General features: G+C 61.8%; 20 protein-coding genes. 3 read left to right on the top strand and 17 right to left on the bottom strand.

Going from position 1 to position 22,034, the window contains the following annotated elements:
- Nucleotides 1-210 precede the first annotated feature (210 nt).
- On the bottom strand, nucleotides 211-2,856 hold the full coding sequence (gene ppc, locus JFT44_RS20020) for a phosphoenolpyruvate carboxylase (RefSeq protein WP_198831052.1): 2,646 nt from the start codon (nucleotides 2,854-2,856) through the stop codon (nucleotides 211-213).
- 184 nt (nucleotides 2,857-3,040) lie between these two features.
- On the opposite strand from ppc, the gene JFT44_RS20025 reads away from it, so the two are divergent.
- From JFT44_RS20025 to JFT44_RS20035, 3 genes are all read left to right on the top strand, one after another.
- Entirely contained in the window at nucleotides 3,041-3,385 is a 345-nt protein-coding gene (locus JFT44_RS20025) for a hypothetical protein (protein WP_057441782.1), read from the top strand.
- A gap of 292 nt (nucleotides 3,386-3,677) precedes the next feature.
- Nucleotides 3,678-4,103 carry a DUF4398 domain-containing protein gene (locus tag JFT44_RS20030; protein WP_057441784.1) on the top strand — a complete coding sequence of 142 codons (426 nt, stop codon included), beginning with the start codon at nucleotides 3,678-3,680 and terminating at the stop codon, nucleotides 4,101-4,103.
- A 54-nt stretch (nucleotides 4,104-4,157) separates the two neighbouring features.
- Nucleotides 4,158-4,940, top strand: coding sequence for an OmpA family protein (locus JFT44_RS20035; protein WP_057958673.1), 783 nt, complete (start codon nucleotides 4,158-4,160; stop codon nucleotides 4,938-4,940).
- Between the two features lie 85 nt (nucleotides 4,941-5,025).
- Here JFT44_RS20035 and JFT44_RS20040 read toward each other — a convergent pair whose 3' ends face one another.
- From JFT44_RS20040 to JFT44_RS20115, 16 genes are all read right to left on the bottom strand, one after another.
- Nucleotides 5,026-5,340, bottom strand: coding sequence for a hypothetical protein (locus JFT44_RS20040; protein WP_057958672.1), 315 nt, complete (start codon nucleotides 5,338-5,340; stop codon nucleotides 5,026-5,028).
- Nucleotides 5,341-5,437: 97 nt separating this feature from the next.
- A complete protein-coding gene (locus JFT44_RS20045; protein WP_057441790.1) occupies nucleotides 5,438-5,764 on the bottom strand; it encodes a hypothetical protein in 327 nt (108 codons plus the stop codon).
- Nucleotides 5,761-6,675: an alpha/beta hydrolase gene (locus JFT44_RS20050; RefSeq protein ID WP_057958671.1), complete on the bottom strand. Its 915-nt coding sequence runs from the start codon at nucleotides 6,673-6,675 to the stop codon at nucleotides 5,761-5,763. The genes JFT44_RS20045 and JFT44_RS20050 overlap by 4 nt, the downstream gene beginning before the upstream one ends.
- 143 nt (nucleotides 6,676-6,818) lie before the next feature.
- Nucleotides 6,819-8,096, bottom strand: a complete 1,278-nt coding sequence (locus JFT44_RS20055; protein ID WP_057441794.1) for a flavohemoglobin expression-modulating QEGLA motif protein — start codon at nucleotides 8,094-8,096, stop codon at nucleotides 6,819-6,821.
- A 21-nt stretch (nucleotides 8,097-8,117) separates the two neighbouring features.
- Entirely contained in the window at nucleotides 8,118-8,666 is a 549-nt protein-coding gene (locus JFT44_RS20060; protein WP_120731781.1) for a hypothetical protein, read from the bottom strand.
- 43 nt (nucleotides 8,667-8,709) lie between these two features.
- Nucleotides 8,710-9,426, bottom strand: a complete 717-nt coding sequence (locus JFT44_RS20065) for a TetR/AcrR family transcriptional regulator (protein ID WP_081044192.1) — start codon at nucleotides 9,424-9,426, stop codon at nucleotides 8,710-8,712.
- A gap of 109 nt (nucleotides 9,427-9,535) precedes the next feature.
- Nucleotides 9,536-11,035 (bottom strand): lysine--tRNA ligase, encoded by a 1,500-nt coding sequence (gene lysS / locus JFT44_RS20070; RefSeq protein WP_057441798.1) that lies wholly within the window; start codon nucleotides 11,033-11,035, stop codon nucleotides 9,536-9,538.
- Between the two features lie 83 nt (nucleotides 11,036-11,118).
- Nucleotides 11,119-12,214, bottom strand: a protein-coding gene (gene prfB / locus JFT44_RS20075) for a peptide chain release factor 2 (protein ID WP_104911704.1) whose coding sequence is annotated in 2 segments (ribosomal slippage) — nucleotides 11,119-12,141 and nucleotides 12,143-12,214 — 1,095 coding nt in all. Because the reading frame shifts where the segments join, the coding sequence is not laid out codon by codon here.
- Between the two features lie 169 nt (nucleotides 12,215-12,383).
- Complete coding sequence (locus JFT44_RS20080) at nucleotides 12,384-13,385, bottom strand: diguanylate cyclase (RefSeq protein WP_057441800.1); 1,002 nt, start codon at nucleotides 13,383-13,385, stop codon at nucleotides 12,384-12,386.
- 51 nt (nucleotides 13,386-13,436) lie between these two features.
- Entirely contained in the window at nucleotides 13,437-14,447 is a 1,011-nt protein-coding gene (locus tag JFT44_RS20085) for a chemotaxis response regulator protein-glutamate methylesterase (RefSeq protein ID WP_120731778.1), read from the bottom strand.
- Complete coding sequence (locus JFT44_RS20090) at nucleotides 14,444-16,750, bottom strand: hybrid sensor histidine kinase/response regulator (protein WP_120731776.1); 2,307 nt, start codon at nucleotides 16,748-16,750, stop codon at nucleotides 14,444-14,446. Before JFT44_RS20090 ends, JFT44_RS20085 begins: the two co-directional genes overlap by 4 nt.
- The gene (locus tag JFT44_RS20095; RefSeq protein ID WP_198792455.1) at nucleotides 16,747-17,442 is read right to left on the bottom strand and encodes a chemotaxis protein CheW; all 696 of its coding nucleotides are present in this window, start codon (nucleotides 17,440-17,442) and stop codon (nucleotides 16,747-16,749) included. The genes JFT44_RS20090 and JFT44_RS20095 overlap by 4 nt, the downstream gene beginning before the upstream one ends.
- Entirely contained in the window at nucleotides 17,439-18,707 is a 1,269-nt protein-coding gene (locus tag JFT44_RS20100; RefSeq protein WP_198831053.1) for a protein-glutamate O-methyltransferase CheR, read from the bottom strand. Before JFT44_RS20100 ends, JFT44_RS20095 begins: the two co-directional genes overlap by 4 nt.
- Entirely contained in the window at nucleotides 18,707-19,228 is a 522-nt protein-coding gene (locus tag JFT44_RS20105; RefSeq protein ID WP_128593473.1) for a chemotaxis protein CheW, read from the bottom strand. Before JFT44_RS20105 ends, JFT44_RS20100 begins: the two co-directional genes overlap by 1 nt.
- Nucleotides 19,228-20,850 carry a methyl-accepting chemotaxis protein gene (locus tag JFT44_RS20110; RefSeq protein WP_057958666.1) on the bottom strand — a complete coding sequence of 541 codons (1,623 nt, stop codon included), beginning with the start codon at nucleotides 20,848-20,850 and terminating at the stop codon, nucleotides 19,228-19,230. Before JFT44_RS20110 ends, JFT44_RS20105 begins: the two co-directional genes overlap by 1 nt.
- A gap of 147 nt (nucleotides 20,851-20,997) precedes the next feature.
- Nucleotides 20,998-21,708, bottom strand: a complete 711-nt coding sequence (locus tag JFT44_RS20115) for a tellurite resistance TerB family protein (protein ID WP_057958665.1) — start codon at nucleotides 21,706-21,708, stop codon at nucleotides 20,998-21,000.
- Between the last annotated feature and the right edge of the window lie 326 nt (nucleotides 21,709-22,034).

Genomic DNA, 22,034 nt, shown 5'->3' on the forward strand with positions numbered 1-22,034 from the left:
CGAATCCAGGCCGCCCAACCGGCCAAAGGCTGATCAAGATACACAGCGAGCCCTAACCACACAAGCCGCCAAAAGTCGGAAGAACCCGCACCACACAAGCCTTTTGGTCGCGGTATCCCTTGGTGCAACCCGGACACAAAACCGCCGGCACAGCCCTTTCGGGTCAGCCGGCGGTTTTGTGTGCAAGCCCTTGAGAACACGCCAGAAATGTCAGCCGGTGTTACGCAGCCCGGCGGCAATACCGGCCACGGACACCAGCAGCGCCTGTTCCAGAGGGCTGTCCTGTGTCGCCTCCTGCTGGCGGGAGCGGGCCAGCAGTTCGGCCTGCAACAGGTGCAACGGGTCGAGGTAGGTGTTGCGCAGGCGGATGAACTCCAGGGTGTCGGGGCTATGGGCCAGCAGCTGCGACTGGCCGGTCAGGCCAAGCACCACGGCGCAGGCCTGCGACAATAGGTCGCGTAAATGCGCACCCAATGGCAACAGGTCGGCTTGCACCAGACGCTGGTCATAGAGCCGGGCGATATCGGCGTCAGCCTTGGCCAGGACCATTTCCAGCATGTCGATACGGGTGCGGAAGAACGGCCATTGTTCGCGCATCTGCCCCAGCAATTCACCTTCGCCGCGCTCCAGGGCCTTGCTCAATGCCGCTTCCCAGCCGAGCCAGGCCGGCAGCATCAGGCGGGTCTGGGTCCAGCCGAAGATCCACGGGATTGCACGCAGGCTCTCGATGCCGCCGGCACGGCGCTTGGCCGGGCGACTGCCCAGGGGCAAGCGGCCCAGTTCCTGCTCGGGGGTGGACTGGCGGAAATACTCGACGAACTGCGGATTTTCCCGCACCACTGCGCGATAGGCGCTGACACCATCAGCCGCCAATTCATCCATCAAATGGCGCCAGGCCGGCTCCGGTGGTGGCGGTGGCAATAAGGTCGCCTCCAGCACTGCGGCCAGGTACAGATTGAGGTTCTGCTCAGCGATATCCGGCAAGCCGAACTTGAAACGAATCATCTCGCCCTGCTCGGTGGTGCGGAAACGCCCGGCTACCGAGCCCGGTGGCTGCGACAGAATCGCCGCATGGGCCGGGCCGCCGCCACGGCCCACGGTGCCGCCGCGACCATGGAACAACAACAGTTCCACCTGCTGCTCGCGACAGATATCCACCAGACGTTCCTGCGCCCGGTACTGGGCCCAGGCCGCAGCCGTGGTGCCAGCGTCCTTGGCCGAGTCCGAATAGCCGATCATCACTTCCTGCGGGCCTTGCAACCGCGCGCGATAACCGGGCAGCAGCAACAGGCGCTCGATTACCGGGCCGGCGTTGTCCAGGTCGGCCAGGGTCTCGAACAACGGCACCACACGCATCGGCCGCTGCACCCCGGACTCCTTGAGCAGCAACTGCACTGCCAGCACATCGGATGCCGCGCCCGCCATGGAGATGACGTAGGAACCGAGGGAAGCCGCCGGCGCAGCGGCGATTTCCTTACAGGTATTGAGCACTTCGGCGGTATCGGCCGAAGGCTTGAAATACCCCGGCAACAACGGGCGACGATTGGCCAACTCCTTCATCAGGAAGGTGATGCGCGCGTCTTCGTCCCAGTCCTCATAGCGACCCAGACCCAGGTAATCGGTGATTTCGGTCATCGCCGCCGAATGCCGGCTGGAGTCCTGGCGTACATCCAGGCGCACCAGGAACAGGCCGAATGTCACTGCACGGCGCAGGCAATCGAGGAGCGGGCCGTCGGCAATCACGCCCATGCCGCAGGCGTGCAGGGACTGGTAGCACAGCTCCAGCGGCTCCAGCAGGTCACGATTGTTTTGCAGCACATCGGCTGGCGCCGGGAGGCTGCCGGTCAACGCCGCGTGCGCCCAATTGCGGGTGGCGCGCAGGCGTTCGCGCAGTTGTTTGAGCAAGGCTCGATAAGGTTCGACGCTGTCGCCGACCTTGGCCTGCAACTCAGGGCTGGCCTGCTGCATGGACAGTTCCGAGGCCAGGTGGTCGATATCCCGTAAATACAGATCTGCCGCCATCCAGCGCGCCAGCAGCAGCACTTCACGGGTCACCGGCGCCGTCACATTGGGGTTGCCGTCACGGTCGCCGCCCATCCACGAGGCGAAGCGGATCGGCGCCGCCTCCAGGGGCAGGCGCAGGCCGGTGGCGGCGTGCAAGGCTTGATCGGCCTTGCGCAGGTAGTTGGGGATCGCGTGCCACAGCGAATGCTCGATCACCGCAAAGCCCCACTTGGCCTCGTCCACCGGGGTGGGCCGGGTACGGCGGATTTCTTCGGTGTGCCAGGCTTCGGCGATCAGCCGTTGCAGGCGTTGGCGAATCTGCTCGCGCTCGGCGCTGGTCAGGTCACGGTGATCCTGCAAGGCCAGTTGTGCGGCGATGGCGTCGTATTTCTGGATCAGGGTGCGGCGCGCGACTTCGGTCGGGTGGGCAGTGAGTACCAGCTCGATCTCCAGCCGCGCCAACTGCCGGGCCAGGGATTCGCTGCTGTGGCCCTCACTCTGCAGCCGCGCCAGCAGCTCGGGCAACACCCGCGATTCGAACGGGGCCAACTGGGACTCATCGCGCCGATGAATCAGTTGGTACTGCTCGGCGATATTGGCCAGGTTGAGGAACTGGTTGAACGCCCGTGCTACCGGCAGCAGCTCGTCTTCCTGCAACTGGTTGAGGCTGGCGCTGAGTTCTTCACCGGCCGCCGCATCCGTGGTCCCGCCCCGGCGATCGGCCTTGGCGCCCTTGCGAATCTGCTCGATCTTGGCGAGGAACTCATCACCGTACTGTTCTCGAATCGTGTTGCCCAGCAATTCACCCAACAGGTGAACATCTTCACGCAAACGTGCATCGATATCGCTCATCAGCCAATCTCCAGCCAGGAATCCGTGATGCTTTGATCTTTAAGAGTGCCGATCAAGCCTTGGTCTGACAAGGAACTTTAAACCTTGGCGGTTGCAGCTAGTCTCAAGGGTACGTCGTCGCGTTATCCACGCTACGACTGGTCACTCATCACCGCCCGCTACCCCGGGCATCACTGAGGTTGCCATGAAAATCCGAGAACTGGCCCAGCAATGGGAAGAAACCGCCAAGGGTCGCCTGACCAAGACCGAATATGCCATCCACCTGGATGTAGAGGCCGCTGCCCGGCTGGCGGCCATCCGCGAGATGTACCCCAAGCGCAGCACCGAGGAATTGCTCGGCGAGCTGATCGGCGCCGCCCTGGAAGAGCTGGAAGCCAGCTTTCCGTATATCCGGGGCCAGCATGTGGTTGCCACCGATGAAGAGGGTGACCCGCTGTATGAAGACGTCGGCCCCACGCCGCGCTTCCTGTCGCTGTCACGGCGCTACCTGCACGACATGTCAGCCACGCCTGACGATCAGAAACACTGATCCACATTCGCTGATAAAAACCATCCCCCAGCGTACCGGGCCTTTCATAGGCCCGGCATACCGCTGCAGGTGGCAAAAGTTCCGATTTTTTATCGCCGCCCCCTCAGTCAGATTTGTTCAGATATTTTTTCGGGCAAATCGCCATCTTTGGCTGAACTATTCAAAAAAGCCTCGGGTCACAGCCAGTAAGCCATCACTTGGAACAGGCGTTTGAAAAGGCACACTGAGCTTCACCGCCAAACGCAGACGCTGAACACCGTAGATGGATTTGATGTTTTTCAGGAGTTATCTAATGGAGTTGAAGACGATGAAGACCAGCACTGCCAAATCCTCGTTTAACCACCTGCGCGGGCTCAAATTGGCCGCGTTGGCAATCGGCACCAGCTTCGTCCTCGCGGGCTGCGCCGGCAACCCGCCGACCGAACAGTACGCAGTGACCCAATCGGCCGTGAACAGCGCTGTAAGCGCTGGCGGTACCGAATACGCTGCCGTGGAAATGAAAGCTGCACAGGACAAGCTCAAGCAAGCCGAGCTGGCCATGCATGACAAGAAATACGACGAAGCCCGTCGTCTGGCCGAGCAGGCTGAGTGGGACGCTCGCGTGGCAGAGCGCAAGGCCCAGGCTGCCAAGGCCGATCTGGCGCTGAAGGATTCTCAGAAGGCTATTGAGGAGCTGCGTAACGAAGGCATGCGCCCTGCTGTGATCCAGCAGAAGTAAGCACCGCCATTGTTTGCATCGCACCCGAAATCGAATTGAAAGGACGACACCACTATGCGTAAACAATTGATGATCCCTGCCCTGCTGGCGATGAGCGTTGCACTGGCGGCTTGCTCCACCCCGCCTAACGCGAACCTGGAAAACGCACGGACCAACTTCTCGGCCCTGCAAGCCAACCCGCAAGCGACCAAAATCGCCGCCCTGGAAACCAAGGACGCCAGCGAATGGCTGGACAAGGCTGACAAGGCGTACCGCGACAAGGAAGACGAGAAGAAGGTCGACCAACTGGCCTACCTGACCAACCAGCGCGTTGAAGTGGCCAAGGACACCATCGCCCTGCGCGAGTCCGAAGCCAAGCTGAAAAACGCTGGCGACCAACGTGCCCGCGCCCTGCTCGAAGCCCGTGACGCGCAGATCAAGCAACTGCAAAGCAGCTTGAACGCCAAGCAGACTGAACGCGGGACCCTGGTGACCTTTGGTGATGTGCTGTTCGCTACCAGCAAGGCTGATCTGAAATCCAGCGGCCTGGTGAACATCAACAAACTGGCGCAATTCCTCCAGGAAAACCCGGATCGTAAAGTCATCGTCGAAGGCTACACCGACAGCACCGGCAGCGATGCCTACAACCAGACCCTGTCCGAGCGCCGCGCTACTTCGGTGCAGGTTGCACTGATCAAGATGGGCGTTAACCCAAGCCGCATCGTGACTGCTGGCTACGGCAAAGCATACCCGGTTGCCGATAACGCCAGCGTTTCGGGCCGTGCCATGAACCGCCGCGTTGAAGTGACCATCTCCAACGACAACCAGCCGGTCAAGCCACGTTCTTCGGTTCAATAACCGACTGACAGCTACTGGTCTGAAAGCCCTGCCTGTGTTCCAGGCAGGGCTTTTTTGCATAAGAACTGCGGGCAGACTCTGCGGATCAGCCGAAATTGATTTGGCTGTTGTTCTCTTGAGGCATCTGCATGCCTTGCTGCTGATCGCCACTCATCTGCTTGCGCAGCGGGTCCTCTTCCTCGTTAGCACCGCCACTGCCGCCACTGCCCTGGGAGCCGCCTGCACCTCCCGCACCGCCCAACAGTTGCGCCAGGAGTTTCTTCAGCGCTTCAGGATCCATACCGCCCTGCTGCTGACCGCCTTCGACGCCCTTGCCAACCATATTGCCGGAATCCCCCATGCCGGCGCCGCCGAAGTTACCGAACCCGCTGCCACCACCGCCTACTCCATTAATACTCATAGTGATACTCCACGTAATTAAGGGTTACTCGTCAGCGCTGCTGACGACCCAATCAGTGGTGTCATACGGAATATGGTTCCAAAAACTACCGGCAGGCTCACTCCTGCAGTTGCGGGGTTTCCTGGCCCATGCAACGCACCGCCTGCTTCTTGCTGTTTACCAGCACGCCCGTCAGCCCCTTTTGCTCGGTATCGAACAGCACCAGCACACCGTCGACGCATTGCGCCACTTGAGGGGCCGGGGTCAGGGAAACTTTGTAGTCCTCGCCGGGCACGGTCTTGAGCATGGTGTAGTCGCTGAGCAGCAACGCATCCTCAGGCTTGGCGAAGTGCAGGTAGCCGTAGTACCACAGGCAGCCAACGGTACCGATGATGGTGCCGATGCCGGTGAGGATCAGGGGGATCATGTTGCGTTCTTCGCTCATTGCGGGCTCTCTGATGATTCGGTTTTAGGATTGGCAGCCGCCGGATAATTGGGAATTTCCCCCAGGCGGCGCAAACCGTTGAAATGCTGCGGATCGTCAAGATAGCGCAGCATTACGGTTTGCCAGGTCTTGTCGGCAAAGGTCTGCACGTGACCGCCCCGGGTCAGTTGCAACACCCTTGGCGGCGGCGCAGCTTGATACAGACGGATGCCGTTGGAAAGCGGCACGATCGGATCATCCAGACTGTGGAACAGCAGTTTCGGCACGCCAGTCAGCTGTGGCATGCCATGGATCGCACTGTCGGCGTCTGGCACCAGCCACGACAACGGCACCTGGAACGGCCATGTTAGCCAGGAAGTGCTCAGGGCGAATTGCCCTACATCACGATAACTGGCGGGCACGCCATCGAGCACCAGCGCTTTGAGCCGGGGCTGTCGCTCGGGGTGTGCGGCCAGGTAATGCACGGCCAACGCCCCGCCCAGGCTCTGGCCGAGGACCACCAGCGGCTGCCCTTGGGTTTCAGGGGCCTGGTCGAGCCACTGGAAGGCGGCATCCAGATCCTGGTAAATGGCCGGCAACGAAGGTTTGCCTTCTGACACGCCATAGCCGCGATAGTCCAGCATCAGCACTTGATAGCCCTGGGCCGGCAACCACCAACTGCCGCCCAGGTGCCCGGAGAGGTTGCCCCCATTACCGTGCAGGTGCAGCACCGTGCCCTTGAGCGGCACGCCGGCCTTGGCTGGCAGCCACCAGGCCCGCAACTTCAGGCCATCGGCGGTGGTCAGGGTGACGTCACGGTATTCCAGGCGCGCCTGCTGTGGACTGAACGGCAGGCCGGGCTCGGGGTAGAACAGCAGCGAGCTGCAGCCATTGAGGGTGAGGAGCAGGCATAGAATGCCGAGGAGTCTCATCCGTTGAAACCTCGCAAATGGGTGGGGACACAACCCTGATAATCAATGAAGACTAACTGTGGGAGCTGGCTGTCAGTTACTCCACCGGTGGCTGACAGACCGCGATCGCAGGCAAGCCTGCTCCCACAGTTGATGGGATTTGGTCAGAGGATATTGGAGTAATCCGCCTCGATCCGGTCCAGGCTCAGGTGGTTGAGGAAGTTGGAGAAGCACATCCATGCCGACAGCGCGTTCATGTCACGGAACTGATCCGGCAGGTATTTGGGCGGCACCACCAGGCCTTCGTCCACCAACTGGCGCAAAGTACGCATGTCTTCCAGGGTGGTCTTGCCGCAGAACAACAGCGGCACCTGCTCCAGCTTGCCCTTGCGCACGGCCAACTGGATATAGTTGTAGACCATGATAAAGCCCTTGAGGTACGACAGATCCTTGGTAAACGGCAGCCCCGTCGGCGTCGAGCCGCGGAACACCCGGCTGGCGTTGCCGTAGCTCTCGGCCATTTCAAAGCCTTGCTCGCGGAAGAACTCGAACACCTGCAGGAAATCGGCGCCCTCTTCCACCATATGGATCGCGCGGGTGCGGTTGGTCAGCTTGCGCAGGCGGCTGGGGTAAGAGGCAAAGGTGATGATCTCCATCAAGATTGCCAGACCTTCCTGGGTCACGGTCGACGACGGTGGGCCCTTGGACAGGAAGGTGCAGATCGGCTGGTTCTGGCCATTGAGGGTGGTGCCCACATGGACCAGCCCTTCGTGCACTTCCAGGGCCCGCACATCCCGCTCGTTGAACATCGCATCGGCGCGGATCTTGATGTAGTCGGCGCCCGCCGCCGCGTCGGCAACGATGCCGTCGGACTCAAACACGCGAATGGTTTCTTCGGCTTCGCCAAACACTTTGTTCAGGCGGCTTTGCAGCAGGCCCACAGCGTCCTTGGCGGTCAGGGTCTTGGCTTCGTCCTTGAGGTCGCCACGACCGTCGATGTTATTCAGGTAGTCGGAAAGCATCAGGCCCAGGTCGGCCAGGGTCGGGTCGCCGGCATGGAACGCATCGGAGGCGGCGCCGTAAAGCTCCTGGGAAATCAGGCCGAAATCCTCGGTGCCACGGGCTTCGAGCATGCGCACCACCATGCGGTACTCCTTGCACATGCGCCGCATGATCTGCCCGACCGGGTTGAACTGGCCCAATTGGCGGGTGATATCGCGCTCGATGTTCTGGAACTCCAGCTTCACCTTGCTGGAATCGAACGACAGTGGCCGGTTCAGGTAATAGTCGCGATCCACGGCCGGCATGTGCTTGCCCTTGCCCTGGAGGAAGCCCTTGCGAATGTTGTCGTCCCACTTCACGGCGTCGAGGACGCGAATCGGTGTCTGCGCCAGCACAATGCGATCGGACAAGGTGCGTATCGTCTGCTGGTAATCGTCCACCCGGTGCTCCCTCTTTAAACGTTATTTGCCCACACGCTTATAGCGTACGGCTTCGACAAACACATCGGCGTTGGCCGGATCATCCAGGTAAGCCAGGATCTGGCTCATGGGGCTGTCGAGCAATATGCCGTCACCTTCGACGGTATCCACGTGGCTGCCAATCAGGATTTTCTGCGCGATGGCCTGGTTGATTGCCTCGGGGTCGAGGTTGTAGACCACCAGTTCGCGAGCCTCATTCAATTCAAAGCCGGCGAGGATAAAATGCCCACCCAGCTTGTCCGGCAGCGGCGCCGACAGGTACCAGCGGTTGCCGTGGCGGGACACGCTGAACAAATATTCGTCGCGCTTGACCGGTTTGGTTTGCGAAGTGCTCACCGCCTTGTAGCGATGCTGTCCAGCGCGACTGATCTGCAGGTCGAGCGGTTCGCCCCAGGCGTTCCTGCTGGCCCACTTGCCCAGCAGCGCGTCAGGTGCGGCCTCGCTGGCCGGCAGGGGCTCCTTGAAGGTCACCAGGCAGCCGCTCAGGAGCAGCAACACCATCGCGGTCACAACCACACGCCAGGTTTTCATCCATCACTCCACAGCTGTTTTGGGTGGCCCGGCTCCCACACGACTAGACCGAGGCCAGTACCAGGTGCATGTAACGCTTGAGAATCTCGAGCATTTCTTCGCCAGTCAGGGCCTCGGGCTCGAACAGCAGGCCCTGATATTCCATCCGACTGATAATCGCCGTCAACACTTTGGCATCTTGCTGGGGTTCGCGGGAGCCCAATACCTGGAAAAACTGGCAAGTGCCCTGCAACAGAATCTGCTGATGGGAGCGCACCAGGTCGGCCAGGCGCGGGTTCAACAAGGCCTCCTGGCGAAACGCCTGCTCGGCCATCAGGTACTCGCGACGGTTAAGCAGTTGGCGCAGGACGTAATCGGCGGTCAGCCGCGCAATATCATCGGCCAGTTGCGAGCGCGACTCGGCGCTGCCATCACCATAAGCCACCATCTCGCGCAGCAAGCCCTCATTGCGCACCCACAACTTGCCCATGAACGCCGCACTGCGCTCCACGTACTGGGCAAAGGTGTCGGTGAGCAGGTCGTCGATGTCCTTGAAGTAGTAGGTGGTGGCCGACAATGGCACACCCGCCTCCGCCGCTACCGCCCGATGGCGCACGGCGCGCACGCCGTCGCGCACGACAATGCGCATCGCCGCATCGAGGATGTCTTGCCGACGCTGCTCGCTGCCCTGGCGACTGGCCTTGCGCCCTTGGTACTGAACACTTTCAGCCACGGCGGCAGCAATGCCAGCGGCGCCTTCTTGAGCCATTACGCGCTTCACGAAAGATCGTCCTCTCCTATCAACAGAAGCCTGGCGCCGTTTGCTTGACGTTAGTTCAGGCCCCACAAAAAAGCCGCCTTATAAAAGGCGGCTTGATGATTTGCTGCGGTTACGCTTGCGGCCGCATATGCGGGAACAAGATGACATCACGGATCGACGGTGAGTTGGTGAGCAACATCACCAGACGGTCGATACCGATACCCTCACCGGCCGTTGGCGGCATGCCGTACTCCAGCGCGCGCACGAAGTCGGCGTCGTAGTGCATGGCTTCGTCGTCACCGGCGTCCTTGTCGGCCACCTGGGCCATGAAACGCTCGGCCTGGTCTTCCGCGTCGTTAAGCTCGGAGTAGGCGTTGGCGATTTCGCGACCACCGATAAACAGCTCGAAACGGTCGGTGACGTTCGGGTTGTCGTCGTTGCGACGGGCCAGCGGCGACACTTCGAACGGGTACTGAGTGATGAAGTGCGGCTGCTCCAGCTTGTGCTCCACCAGCTCTTCGAAAATCATCACCTGCAGCTTGCCCAGGCCTTCGAAGCCCAGGACCTTGGCCCCGGCTTTCTTGGCGATGGCGCGAGCCTTGTCGATGTCGTTCAGGTCGTCAGCGGTCAGCTCAGGGTTGTACTTGAGGATCGAGTCGAACACCGACAGGCGCACGAACGGCTCGCCGAAATGGAACACCTTGTCGCCGTAAGGCACGTCGGTGCTGCCCAGGACCAGTTGCGCCAGCTCGCGGAACAGTTCTTCGGTCAAGTCCATGTTGTCTTCGTAGTCGGCGTAGGCCTGGTAGAACTCCAACATGGTGAATTCCGGGTTGTGACGGGTCGAGACACCTTCGTTACGGAAGTTGCGGTTGATCTCGAACACCTTCTCAAAACCACCCACCACCAGGCGCTTGAGGTACAGCTCCGGCGCGATACGCAGGAACATTTCCAGGTCCAGGGCATTGTGGTGGGTTTCGAACGGCTTGGCTGCGGCGCCGCCCGGGATGGTCTGCAGCATCGGCGTCTCGACTTCGAGGAAGTCACGCGCCATCAGGAAGCTGCGGATGTGCGCAATCACTTGCGAACGCACGCGGAAGGTCTGGCGCACTTCTTCGTTGACGATCAGGTCAACATAGCGCTGGCGATAGCGCTGCTCGGTGTCGGTCAGGCCGTGGTGCTTGTCCGGCAGCGGGCGCAGCGACTTGGTCAGCAGGCGCACGTTGGTCATTTCGACGTACAGGTCGCCCTTGCCGGAACGGGCCAGGGTGCCTTCGGCGGCAATGATGTCGCCCATGTCCCAGGTTTTCACCGAGGCCAGGGTTTCTTCCGGGAGGGTCTTGCGGTTGACGTAGACCTGGATGCGCCCGGTCATGTCCTGGATCACCATGAACGAGCCACGGTTGAGCATGATGCGACCTGCCACCTTGACCGGGATCGCCGCTTCAGCCAGCTCTTCCTTGGTCTTGTCCGCGTACTGCTTCTGCAAGGCATCGCAGTAGTTTTCGCGGCGGAAGTCATTGGGGAAGGCATTGCCCTTGGCGCGCTCGGCAGCAAGCTTTTCCTTGCGCAGGGCGATCAGGGAGTTTTCTTCCTGTTGCAGGGCCTGGTCGAGTTGTTGGTCGCTCATGTCTTTAAATTTTCCATCACAGGTTCGTTGCCCCCAGGCCTTCGGCCTGGGGATCGCGGGCAAGCCCGCTCCCACAGAGGGTGTTACAGGCCGGACTTCAGGCTCGCTTCCAGGTATTCGTCGATATCGCCGTCGAGTACCTTGTCGCAGTCGCTGCGTTCGATGTTAGTGCGCAGATCCTTGATCCGCGAAGCATCAAGCACATACGAACGGATCTGGTGACCCCAGCCGATATCCGACTTGGTGTCTTCCAGCGCCTGGGAAGCGGCGTTGCGCTTCTGCATTTCCTGCTCATACAACTTGGCCCGCAGCATTTTCATGGCGGTGTCCTTGTTGGCGTGCTGGGAACGTTCGTTCTGGCAGCTGACCACGGTGTTGGTCGGTACGTGGGTGATACGTACAGCCGAGTCAGTGGTGTTTACGTGCTGACCGCCGGCACCGGAGGAACGGTAGGTGTCGATCCGCAGGTCGGCCGGGTTGATCTCGATTTCCACCTTGTCGTCGATCTCTGGGGAGACGAAAACGGCGGAGAACGAAGTGTGGCGACGGTTGCCGGAGTCGAACGGACTCTTGCGCACCAGGCGGTGTACGCCGATCTCGGTCCGCAGCCAGCCAAAGGCGTATTCACCCTTGATATGCACGGTCGCGCCCTTGATACCGGCGACTTCACCGGCGGACAGCTCCATGATGGTCGCTTCGAAACCGCGTTTGTCAGCCCAGCGCAGGTACATGCGCAGCAGGATGTTGGCCCAGTCCTGGGCTTCGGTGCCACCGGAACCGGCCTGGATATCCAGGTAGGCGTTGTTCGGGTCCATTTCGTGGCTGAACATGCGGCGGAATTCAAGCTTGGCGAGGTTGTCCTCGAGACGGGCCAGCTCGGCGACGACATCGCCCACTGCGCCTTCGTCGTTTTCTTCGACGGCCATGTCCAGCAGGTCGCGGCAATCGCCCAGACCGGTGTTCAACTCGTCGAGGGTGTCGACGATCTGCGCCAGCGCAGCGCGCTCGCGGCCCAGTTCCTGGGCGTATTCAGGTTTGTTCCAGACAGCCGGATCTTCAAGCTCGCGATTGACTTCGGTCAGACGCTCATGCTTTTGATCGTAGTCAAAGATACCCCCGAATAGTTTCGGAGCGCTCGGACAGGTCCTTGATGGTGTTCAGGATCGGGTTGATTTCCATGGCGGGCAGCACTCGTTGGCGAACTTTTGAAAGCCGGCGAGTATAACGGCAAAAGGCTGGAAACGGCAGTCCGCTTGGCCGAAAAGGCCGGGTTTGTGTGATATCTACAGGCCGATAACGATCAAAGTTGGGAGCGGGCTCCCACATTGGGTTGGCGGTGTCCTGCAGGCTATTCGATCCCCACCTGGTTGCGCCCATTATGCTTGGCCAGATACAACCCCTTGTCCGCCGCCGAGATCAATTGCCGGCAATCAGTCCCCAGCAGCGGCGTCATGGTCGCCAGGCCAATGCTGATGGTCAGGCTCGCCCCTTCAGAGGGTGCGATATGCGGGATTTTCAACGCGGCAACAGCCTGGCGCAGTTTCTCCGCCACCAACCGCGCACCGCCCGGCGAGGTGTTGGGCAACACCAGGGCAAACTCCTCGCCCCCGTAGCGCGCCGGCAGGTCCGAAGGACGGCTGCTGGCGTCACGGATGCTCGCCGCCACCTTACGCAGCGCCTCGTCTCCTTCCAGGTGGCCAAAGCTGTCGTTGTAGGTCTTGAAGAAGTCCACGTCGATCATCAACAACGACAACTGGGTCTGGTCCCGCATGGCGCGCCGCCATTCCAGCTCCAGGTATTCGTCGAAATGCCGGCGGTTGGACAGCCCGGTCAAACCGTCGGAGTTCATCAACCGCTGCAGCACCAGGTTGGTGTCCAACAGTTGTTGCTGGCTGACCCGCAATGCACGGTAGGCCGCATCCCGCTGCAACAGGGTCATGTAGGAGCGCGAGTGGTAGCGGATACGCGCCACCAGTTCGATGTTGTCCGGCAGTTTCACCAGGTAATCATTGGCCCCCGCGGCAAACGCGGCGCTCTTGATCAGCGGGTCTTCCTTGGTCGAGAGCACGATGATCGGGATGTTCTGCGTCGCCGGGTGGTTGCGGTATTCGCGCACCAGGGTCAGGCCGTCCAGCCCAGGCATGACCAGGTCCTGGAGAATCACCGTCGGCTTGATGCGGATCGCCTGGGAGATGGCCTGGTGGGGGTCGGCACAGAAGTGGAAGTCGATATTCTCCTCATGGGCCAGACCGCGTCGCACGGCTTCGCCGATCATCGCCTGGTCGTCCACCAGCAACACCATGGCGGCGTTCTCGTCGGTCTTGAAGTCGTCGAGCTGTAAATCATTCATTTGCGGTCACCTGAATTACTACGTGCAGGCCAGGACAGCGAGTTATATCGGTCATTTTGCGAATACCTCCAGCAATCGTGGCGCAATTCTGTCCAACGGGCGAATCTCAACAGCGGCATCAATCGCCGCCGCCGCTTTGGGCATGCCGTAAACCGCACAGCTCTGCTGATCCTGAGCGATGGTCAGATAGCCCTGCTGACGCATCAATTTGAGTCCCTGGGCTCCGTCACGTCCCATGCCGGTCAGTAATACGCCGACGGCATCGCCGTTCCAATGGCTGGCGACGCTCTCGAAAAACACGTCGATGGACGGCCGATAAATCTCGTTCACGGGTTCCGCCGTGTAGGCCAACGTGCCGTTTTTCAGCAGCCGGATATGATGATTGGTGCCGGCCAGCAATACCACGCCGCTTTGCGGTGGCTCACCTTCGCGTGCCAGGCGCACCGGCAGGCCCGAGGCGCTGCTCAGCCACTCGGCCATGCCGGCGGCGAACACCTGGTCCACATGCTGCACCAGCACAATGGCTGCCGCAAAGTTCCGAGGCAAGCCCTTGAGCAGGGTTTCCAGCGCCGCCGGGCCGCCCGCCGAAGAGCCGATCGCGACCAGGCTCTGGCGCTTGCCCGTCCCCCGCGGATGCACAGGTTCGGCCCGCACCCGGCTGCCGCGCTGGCCGATCAGCCAGCCAATATTGAGGATCTTGCGCAACAGGGGCGCGGCCGCCTCCTTGGCATCGCCAACCCCCAATGCCGGGGTGTCCACCACATCCAGGGCACCATGGCCCATGGCTTCAAACACGCGGCTGACATTCTGCTGGCGATCCACCGTAACGATAACGATAGCGCATGGCGTCTCGGCCATGATCTGCCGGGTGGCCTCGACGCCATCCATCACCGGCATGATCAGGTCCATCAGGATCAGGTCCGGGGTCAGCTCGGCACAGCGCTGCACCGCTTCCAGGCCATTGGTGGCAACCCACACTACTTGATGGGCCGGTTCGAAGCTCAAGGCCCGGCGCAAGGCCTCGACCGCCAGGGGCATGTCATTGACGATGGCGATCTTCATGCCCGGGCGCCTCCAATCAGTTCCACCACCGCATCGAGCAGGGCGTCATCATGGAAACTGGCCTTGGCCAGGTAATAGTCGGCGCCGGCATCCAGGCCGCGCCGCCGGTCTTCTTCACGATCCTTGTAGGACACCACCATCACCGGCAGCGACTGCAGGCGAGTGTCACGGCGTAAAAGTGTGACCAATTCGATACCGTCCATGCGTGGCATATCAATGTCAGTAATCAGCAGGTCGAAGTCTTCGGAACGCAGAGCATTCCAGCCATCCATGCCATCAACGGCGACCGCCACCTCATATCCACGATTAAGTAATAGCTTGCGCTGCAGTTCACGCACGGTAAGCGAGTCATCCACCACCAGGATGCGCTTGCGCGTGGCCTCGACGGTTTGCTGCGCGCGGCGGGCAATGCGTTCCAGGCGGCCGGTGTTGAGCAGCTTGTCCACCGAGCGCAGCATGTCTTCGACATCGACGATCAACACCACCGAGCCGTCATCCAGCAGCGCACCGGCAGAAATGTCCTGCACCTTGCCCAGGCGATCGTCCAGCGGCAGCACCACCAGGGTGCGCTCGCCGATAAACCGCTCTACGGCAATCCCGTACACCGCATCGCGCTCGCGGATTACCACGACCTTGAGGGTATCCTGGCTGGTCTGCCCGGGCGGGCGCTGCAACAACTGGCTGGCCGCGACCAGGCCGACATGCCGGCCTTCGTGCCAGAAATGCTGGCGGCCTTCCAGTTGCACGATTTCGTCGGGTTCCAGGTCGCACATACGCTCGATATGGGCCAGGGGGAAGGCGTAGGCTTCTTCGCCAACCTCCACCACCAGGCTGCGCACCACCGACAAGGTCAGCGGCACTTCCAGATGGAAGCGGCTGCCCTGCCCTGCCGTCTGCTCCAGTACCACCGCACCGCGCAGTTGGCGGACCATGTGTTGCACCGCATCCAGGCCGACACCGCGCCCGGAGACTTCGGTCACCTTGTCGCGCAGGCTGAAGCCCGGCAGGAACAGGAAGGTCAGCAATTCCTCTTCGCTCAGGCGCAAGGCGGTTTCCAGTGGCGACAGATTGCGCTCGACAATACTGTCGCGCAGGCGCGCAAGGTCCACGCCGTTACCGTCATCACTCAATTCCAGTACCAACAGGCCAGCCTGGTGCGAGGCACGCAGGCGGATCAGGCCTTCGGCCGGCTTGCCCGCCAGCAGGCGCTGCTCGGGCATCTCAATGCCGTGATCGACGGCATTGCGCAACAAATGGGTCAGCGGCGCTTCGAGTTTTTCCAGGACATCACGGTCAACCTGAGTCTTCTCGCCTTCGATTTCCAGGCGCACCTGCTTGCCCAGGCTGCGGCCCAGGTCGCGCACCATGCGCGCCTGTCCCGCCAGCACATCGGCAAACGGGCGCATGCGGCACGCCAGCGCGGTGTCATACAACACCTGGGCGCGCTGCCCGGCCTGCCAGCCGAACTCATCCAGTTCGGCGGACTTTTCCGCCAGCAGCAACTGCGCTTCGCTCAACAGGCGGCGGGCATCGGCCAGGGCTTCCTGGGCTTCAAGGCTCAGGTCGACGGTCTTGAGCTGGCCATCCAGGTTGTCCAGGGCCCGGGCGCTATTGCTTTGGATGCGCTTGAGGCGTTGCAGGCTGGACAGGTAAGGCTTGAGCCGCTGGGTTTCCACCAGGGATTTGCTGGACAGGTCCAACAGGCTGTTCAAGCGCTCGGCGGTGACCCGCAACACCCGCTCGCCACCTTCGGTCATACGTTTGTTGTGGCGCGGCGCATCACTGCTGACCGGCGGCGCGACCTCCGGCTCCGGGGGCAATAGCAGCGATTCTTCAAGGGACGGCAGCGGCTGCGCGAGCGGCGCAGCCACGGGCGGCGGCGGCGGCGGTGCAACCACCTTGGCCATGGGTTGCGACGGGTCCAGCAAGCGTTCCATCAGCGCCACATACGCCTGGATATCGGCCGGGCCCACGGTGTTGCCCGGTGTGGCGATGCGCATCAGCAGGTCGGTGCCCTGCAACAACGCGTCGATATGTTCGGGTTGCAGAAACAGCCGGCTTTCCTGGGCGCTGACCAGGCAGTCTTCCATCACGTGAGCCACGCTGACGCCGGCATCGACCCCGACAATCCGCGCCGCGCCTTTGAGCGAATGCGCCGCACGCATGCACGCCTCAAGTTGGTCGGCCTGGGTCGGGTTGCGTTCCAGGGCCAGCAGGCCGGCACTCAGGACCTGGGTCTGGGCATCGGCTTCCAGGCTGAACAGCTCCAGCAGCGAGGCGTCGCGCATCTGGTCGGGGGTCATGACAGGCTCCGGGTCACGGCAGACAGCAGTTGCGTCTCGTCCAGCCAGCGCAGGCTGCGGCCCTTGAACGGCAACACACCCTGGGTGTAGCGCGCACTGGCCTGGGTGCCGGAGGCAGACGCGGCTTTCAGGGTGCGCTCCTCAATGGCATGGATGCCATCCACTTCATCCACCGGCACCACTACCGGGCCATCCTGCGCGGCGATGATCAGCATGCGCGGCATGATCCGCCCGCCACTGGCGCCGCCGCTGCTGTCGAGCCCGAGCAGCTCCACCAGGGACAGGCAGGCCACCAGAGCACCGCGCACATTGGCGACCCCGAGCAAGGCCCGCGAGCGCTGGTGGGGCAAGGAATGGATCGGCTGCAGGGGCGCCACTTCCACCAGGCAGCGAGTGGCGATGCCCAGCCATTCCTCGCCCAGGCGGAACATCAGCAAGGACCGGGTGGCCACCTCGTCGTCCGCCTGTGTCGCAGCGCCAGGGTGACGATCCTCTTGCTGCAATGCATAGCGATCCAGCAGGCGAGTGGCCGCTGCCGAATACACCGCACAATTGCGGCAGTGGATATGCTCGGCCAGCAACGGGCAGGATTTATCGCCGTGGATCCCGATGCGGTTCCAGCAATCGTCAATGGCCTGGGTATCGGCGACCGTCAGGTTCAGGCCGGTGTCCGGGGATGCGGAGCTACTCATCGTTTACGCTCACTGTCAGCGGCTCGCTCGCTACGGGCAGCACGGGCTTGCAAGCGCCGCGCCCCCGCCGTATCGCCCTGGGATTCCAGCAGTGCGGCCAGGTGCATCAAGGCCTGCGGATGCTGGGGTTCCAGGTACAAGGCTTTTCGATAATACCCCTGGGCTTCCAGGGCGCTACCCGCCACATCGCTGAGCAGGCCCAGCCAGTAAAACACCTGGGCCGCCGGCGGATGAGTTTGCAGGTACAGCTCACAGGCAGCACGGGCCTCAAGGCTCTTGCCTTCATTGGCCAGGGTTGCGATCTGCCCGAGCAGATCGGCAGCATCCGAATGCACTGGCGCAGGCTTGATCGGCGCCACCGGCGCTGCGAATGCACTGAAGGCTCGCGGTTTACTCGCAATCGGCGCTGCGCTGCGTTGCGGCAGCGGCGCCGGTATGGTGGTGAAGACCGGCTCAGGCGGCGCGGCTTCGGCGTGGCGACTGAAGGCAAACGACTGCGGCACACCAATCGAGCGCATGCCCAGGCGCCCCAACAGGCTGCCTTCGGCCGGGCCGATAAACAGCACGCCGTCGACATGGGTCAGGCCCTTGAGCACTTCAAAGACCTGCTTCTGGGTCGGCTGGTCGAAGTAGATCAGCAGGTTGCGGCAGAACACAAAGTCATAAGTCGGCTCATTGGCCAGCAACTGCGGGTCCAGCAGGTTGCCCACTTGCAGGCGCACTTGCTCACGCACCCGGTCGGCGACGCGATAGCCGTCGCTCTCGGCGCTGAAATGCCGCTCACGAAACTCGAGGTCCTGGCCACGGAAGGAGTTCTTGCCATACACCCCGCGCCGCGCGCGCTCCACCGACAATGGGCTGACGTCCATGCCTTGCACCTTGAACTGGTGGGGCGAAAGGCCCGCATCGAGCAGGGCCATGGCGATGGAATAGGGTTCCTCGCCGGTGGAACACGGCAGGCTGAGAATGCGCAAGGCGCGCATATGCTTGATTTCGCCCAGCCGTGTCACCGCCAGCCGCGCCAGGGTGGCAAAGGATTCGGGATAACGGAAAAACCAGGTTTCGGGGACGATCACCGCTTCGATCAGCGCCTGCTGTTCCTCGCTGCTGGTTTGCAGGCGTTGCCAGTACTGATCGGCACTCAGCCCCTGCAACGCCTGGCTGCGCTGGCGCACGGCGCGCTCGATGATGGCTTCGCCCACCGAGGCGACATCCAGGCCGATGCGTTCCTTGAGGAAGTCGAAGAAGCGTTGATCATTGCTCATCACGCCTCCCCAACGGTCAGGTCGGGGGCAAACAGCAAAGCGCAGACCTCGGGGGTCAGCAGGTCGGCGACGCCGATCCACTGCATCAGCCCCCGCTCGTCTTCGCGCACCGGCCCCAGGTAGGGCGCCTGGCGATTGTCCAGGCCGTAGGGCTGGAAGTCCGCCGGGTCGCAGCGCAGGGTGTCAGTGGCCTGTTCGAGGATCAGCCCCAGCCAGCGCGGCTCCAGCCAGGTTTCTGGCCGATAGTTGACCAATACCAGACGCGTACTGGTGCGGGCCTGGGCCGATGTACCAAAGGTCAGGGCGCTGAGGTCGATCACCGGCACCATGTTGCCGCGATGGGCAAAGATCCCGGCGACCCACACCGGCGCATGGGCAATCGGCTTGAGTGGCAGGCGCGGCAGCACCTCGGCCACTTCCGTGGCCTTGAGGGCGTAGCGCTCGCTGCCGATATGAAACACCAGGAACAAGGCTTTTTTGGCTGCTGTCATCGCGCCGCGTTTCGCCGCTGGATCGCTCATCAGACTTTAAAACGCGACACGCCGCTGCGCAGACCCACCGCAACCTGGCTCAGTTCATCAATGGCAAAACTGGCCTGGCGCAGGGACTCCACGGTCTGGCTGCTGGCATCGCCCAATTGCACCAAGGCATGGTTGATCTGCTCGGCCCCCGTGGCCTGGGCCTGCATGCCCTCGTTGACCATCAGCACCCGCGGCGCCAGGGCCTGGACCTGATGGATGATCTGCGACAGTTGCTCGCCGACCTGCTGCACCTCGAACATCCCGCGACGGACCTCTTCGGAGAACTTGTCCATGCCCATCACGCCGGCCGATACCGCCGATTGGATCTCGCGCACCATCTGCTCGATATCGTAGGTGGCCACGGCGGTCTGGTCGGCCAGACGCCGTACTTCGGTGGCGACCACGGCAAAGCCGCGCCCGTATTCACCGGCCTTTTCGGCCTCGATGGCAGCGTTGAGGGACAGCAGGTTGGTCTGGTCGGCCACCTTGACGATGGTCACGACCACCTGGTTGATGTTGCCCGCCTTCTCGTTGAGGATCGCCAGCTTGGCGTTGACCAGATCGGCGGCCCCCATCACCGAGTGCATGGTTTCTTCCATTCGGGCCAGGCCTTGCTGGCCGGAACCGGCGGCCACCGAGGCCTGGTCGGCGGCGGTAGACACTTCGGTCATGGTGCGCACCAGGTCCTTGGACGTGGCGGCAATTTCCCGCGAGGTGGCGCCGATTTCGGTGGTAGTGGCGGCCGTTTCGGTAGCCGTGGCCTGTTGCTGCTTGGAGGTGGCCGCAATCTCGGTCACCGAGGTGGTGACCTGCACCGACGAACGCTGGGCCTGGGATACCAGAGCGGTCAGCTCGGTCATCATGTCATTGAAGCCGGTTTCCACGGCACCGAACTCGTCCTTGCGGTCCAGGTTCAGGCGTTTGCTCAGATCGCCGGTGCGCATGGTTTCGAGGATATCGACGATGCGGTTCATCGGCGCCATGATCGCGCGCATCAGCAGCAGCCCGCACAGGCCGGCGGCGAGGATCGCCAGGAGCAGCGACACGCCCATACCGATTTTCGCTGCAGCCACGGCATCATCAATGGCCGCGGTGGCGTTGTCCGCGACTGCTTTGTTCTCGTTGATGATGTCATTGAGCTTCAAGCGCCCGGCGATCCAGGCCGGGGTCAGTCGCTCGTCGAACATCTTGACCGCTTCGGCTTCCTTGTTGGCCGCATGCAGCTCCAGGACCTGGGCAAGTACTTGGTTGTACTTCTGGTGCAGGGCTTCAAAGGTGTCGAACTCAGTACGATCCTGGCCGATATTGACCGTCTTGGCGTAACTGGCCATATGCTGCTCCAGCTGCGCCTCGAACGTCTTGTAATCCTGCCTATCCTCGTCGGAAATGCCCTGGTGCTCGCGCAACCCGATCAACTCCTGGGTCTGCAGGTAGCTGTCGACCCAGGCGCTACGGATCATCGAGCTGAAAAACACCCCCGGTACGGCGTCGTCGCGTACCACATTTTCGCTCGCTTCGATCTTCAGCAACCGTGAATACGAGACCACAACCATCAGCAGCATAATGGCGATAATCACCGCAAAGCTCGCCAAGATGCGTTGGCGCAAGGTCCAGTTCTTCACAGTAATTCCTCGAAGGCCGATCAAATGCCGGGGAGTATAGCTGAGGCCGTGCCATCATTTATCAATGGGTTGTGGGCCAAGTCTCACGAAATATAAAAACACCCCGCAACCTGGACGGTGACGGGGTAGTTTTCTGTACGGGGCGGGTCAGAGCGTGGCTTGGCGTACCTGTTTTTCCAGTTCGATCTTGAGGCCCGGCTCCAGCTTGAGTTGGCGGGCCAATTCGTCGAGGTAGGACTTCTCCATGAAGTTCTCCTCGTCCACCAGCATGACGCTGGCGATGTACATTTCGGCGGCCATCTCCGGGGTGCTGGCAGCCCGGGCGACATCGGTGGGATCCAGGGGCTTGTTGAGTTCGGCATGCAGCCAGCGTTGCAGTTCCTGGTCGTTGTCCAGCTTGACGAATTCGCCTTCGATCAACGCACGCTCGCGCTCGTCCACATGGCCGTCGGCCTTGGCAGCGGCCACCAGGGCCTTGAGGATGGCCTGGCTATGCAGTTCGACCTGGGCCGGTGGCAGGCGATCGAGGGTCTGCGGTTCGCCTTTGGGCGCGCCGGCCTGTTGTGCCTGCCAGTTGCCGTAGGCCTTGTAGGCAATCACGCCTAATGCGGCAAGACCACCATAGGTGAGGGCTTTGCCACCAAAGTTGCGGGCCTTTTTGTTGCCCAATAGCAGGCCCATGGCCCCGGCGGCCAACGCCCCGCCACCTGCGCCACCGAGCAGGCTGCCGAGCCCGCCACCGCCGAGCAGACCGCCCAAGGCACCTTTGTCATCGCCTTTGCGTTGACCGCCAGCTTTGTTTTGCAGCATGTCCTGGCCAGACTTGAGCAACTGATCAAGCAATCCACGGGTATTCATTCATAGCCTCCAGAGACTTGGGTTCATAGGGTTGATAGGCCTTCAGCGTAAAACTAAGTGCCAATAATCCTGGATATAGAGTGCTTCCAGATGTAACTCAACTGCGATGGTTTTGGGTCGGTGTACATATCCATTGCTGCGGTCACGGCGGCTATTGGTTCCGCTCTTACAGCGGGTCACTTTTGGAAAAGAAAAGAGCCCCTGTACGGACCGGACACATAGTGGACACATGTGCGGGGACATAGTTGACACATTATGAACCATAGTCCGGTTTGCTCACGTCGATCGTTCGTAGGAAATGGTGGCAGAAGTAGACGTCAAAGAGC

Source organism: Pseudomonas sp. MF5691 (assembly GCF_016405645.1).
Taxonomy (GTDB): domain Bacteria; phylum Pseudomonadota; class Gammaproteobacteria; order Pseudomonadales; family Pseudomonadaceae; genus Aquipseudomonas; species Aquipseudomonas shahriarae.

Coding starts and splice junctions, on each gene's coding strand:
- JFT44_RS20050 (WP_057958671.1), bottom strand. CDS start 6,675: ATGAGACTCCTCGGCATTCTATGCCTGCTCCTCACCCTCAATGGCTGC.
- ppc (WP_198831052.1), bottom strand. CDS start 2,856: ATGAGCGATATCGATGCACGTTTGCGTGAAGATGTTCACCTGTTGGGT.
- JFT44_RS20115 (WP_057958665.1), bottom strand. CDS start 21,708: ATGAATACCCGTGGATTGCTTGATCAGTTGCTCAAGTCTGGCCAGGAC.
- JFT44_RS20045 (WP_057441790.1), bottom strand. CDS start 5,764: ATGAGCGAAGAACGCAACATGATCCCCCTGATCCTCACCGGCATCGGC.
- JFT44_RS20090 (WP_120731776.1), bottom strand. CDS start 16,750: ATGACCCCCGACCAGATGCGCGACGCCTCGCTGCTGGAGCTGTTCAGC.
- JFT44_RS20080 (WP_057441800.1), bottom strand. CDS start 13,385: ATGAATGATTTACAGCTCGACGACTTCAAGACCGACGAGAACGCCGCC.
- JFT44_RS20025 (WP_057441782.1), top strand. CDS start 3,041: ATGAAAATCCGAGAACTGGCCCAGCAATGGGAAGAAACCGCCAAGGGT.
- lysS (WP_057441798.1), bottom strand. CDS start 11,035: ATGAGCGACCAACAACTCGACCAGGCCCTGCAACAGGAAGAAAACTCC.
- JFT44_RS20095 (WP_198792455.1), bottom strand. CDS start 17,442: ATGAGTAGCTCCGCATCCCCGGACACCGGCCTGAACCTGACGGTCGCC.
- JFT44_RS20040 (WP_057958672.1), bottom strand. CDS start 5,340: ATGAGTATTAATGGAGTAGGCGGTGGTGGCAGCGGGTTCGGTAACTTC.
- JFT44_RS20085 (WP_120731778.1), bottom strand. CDS start 14,447: ATGAAGATCGCCATCGTCAATGACATGCCCCTGGCGGTCGAGGCCTTG.
- JFT44_RS20030 (WP_057441784.1), top strand. CDS start 3,678: ATGGAGTTGAAGACGATGAAGACCAGCACTGCCAAATCCTCGTTTAAC.
- JFT44_RS20060 (WP_120731781.1), bottom strand. CDS start 8,666: ATGAAAACCTGGCGTGTGGTTGTGACCGCGATGGTGTTGCTGCTCCTG.
- JFT44_RS20035 (WP_057958673.1), top strand. CDS start 4,158: ATGCGTAAACAATTGATGATCCCTGCCCTGCTGGCGATGAGCGTTGCA.
- JFT44_RS20105 (WP_128593473.1), bottom strand. CDS start 19,228: ATGAGCGATCCAGCGGCGAAACGCGGCGCGATGACAGCAGCCAAAAAA.
- JFT44_RS20100 (WP_198831053.1), bottom strand. CDS start 18,707: ATGAGCAATGATCAACGCTTCTTCGACTTCCTCAAGGAACGCATCGGC.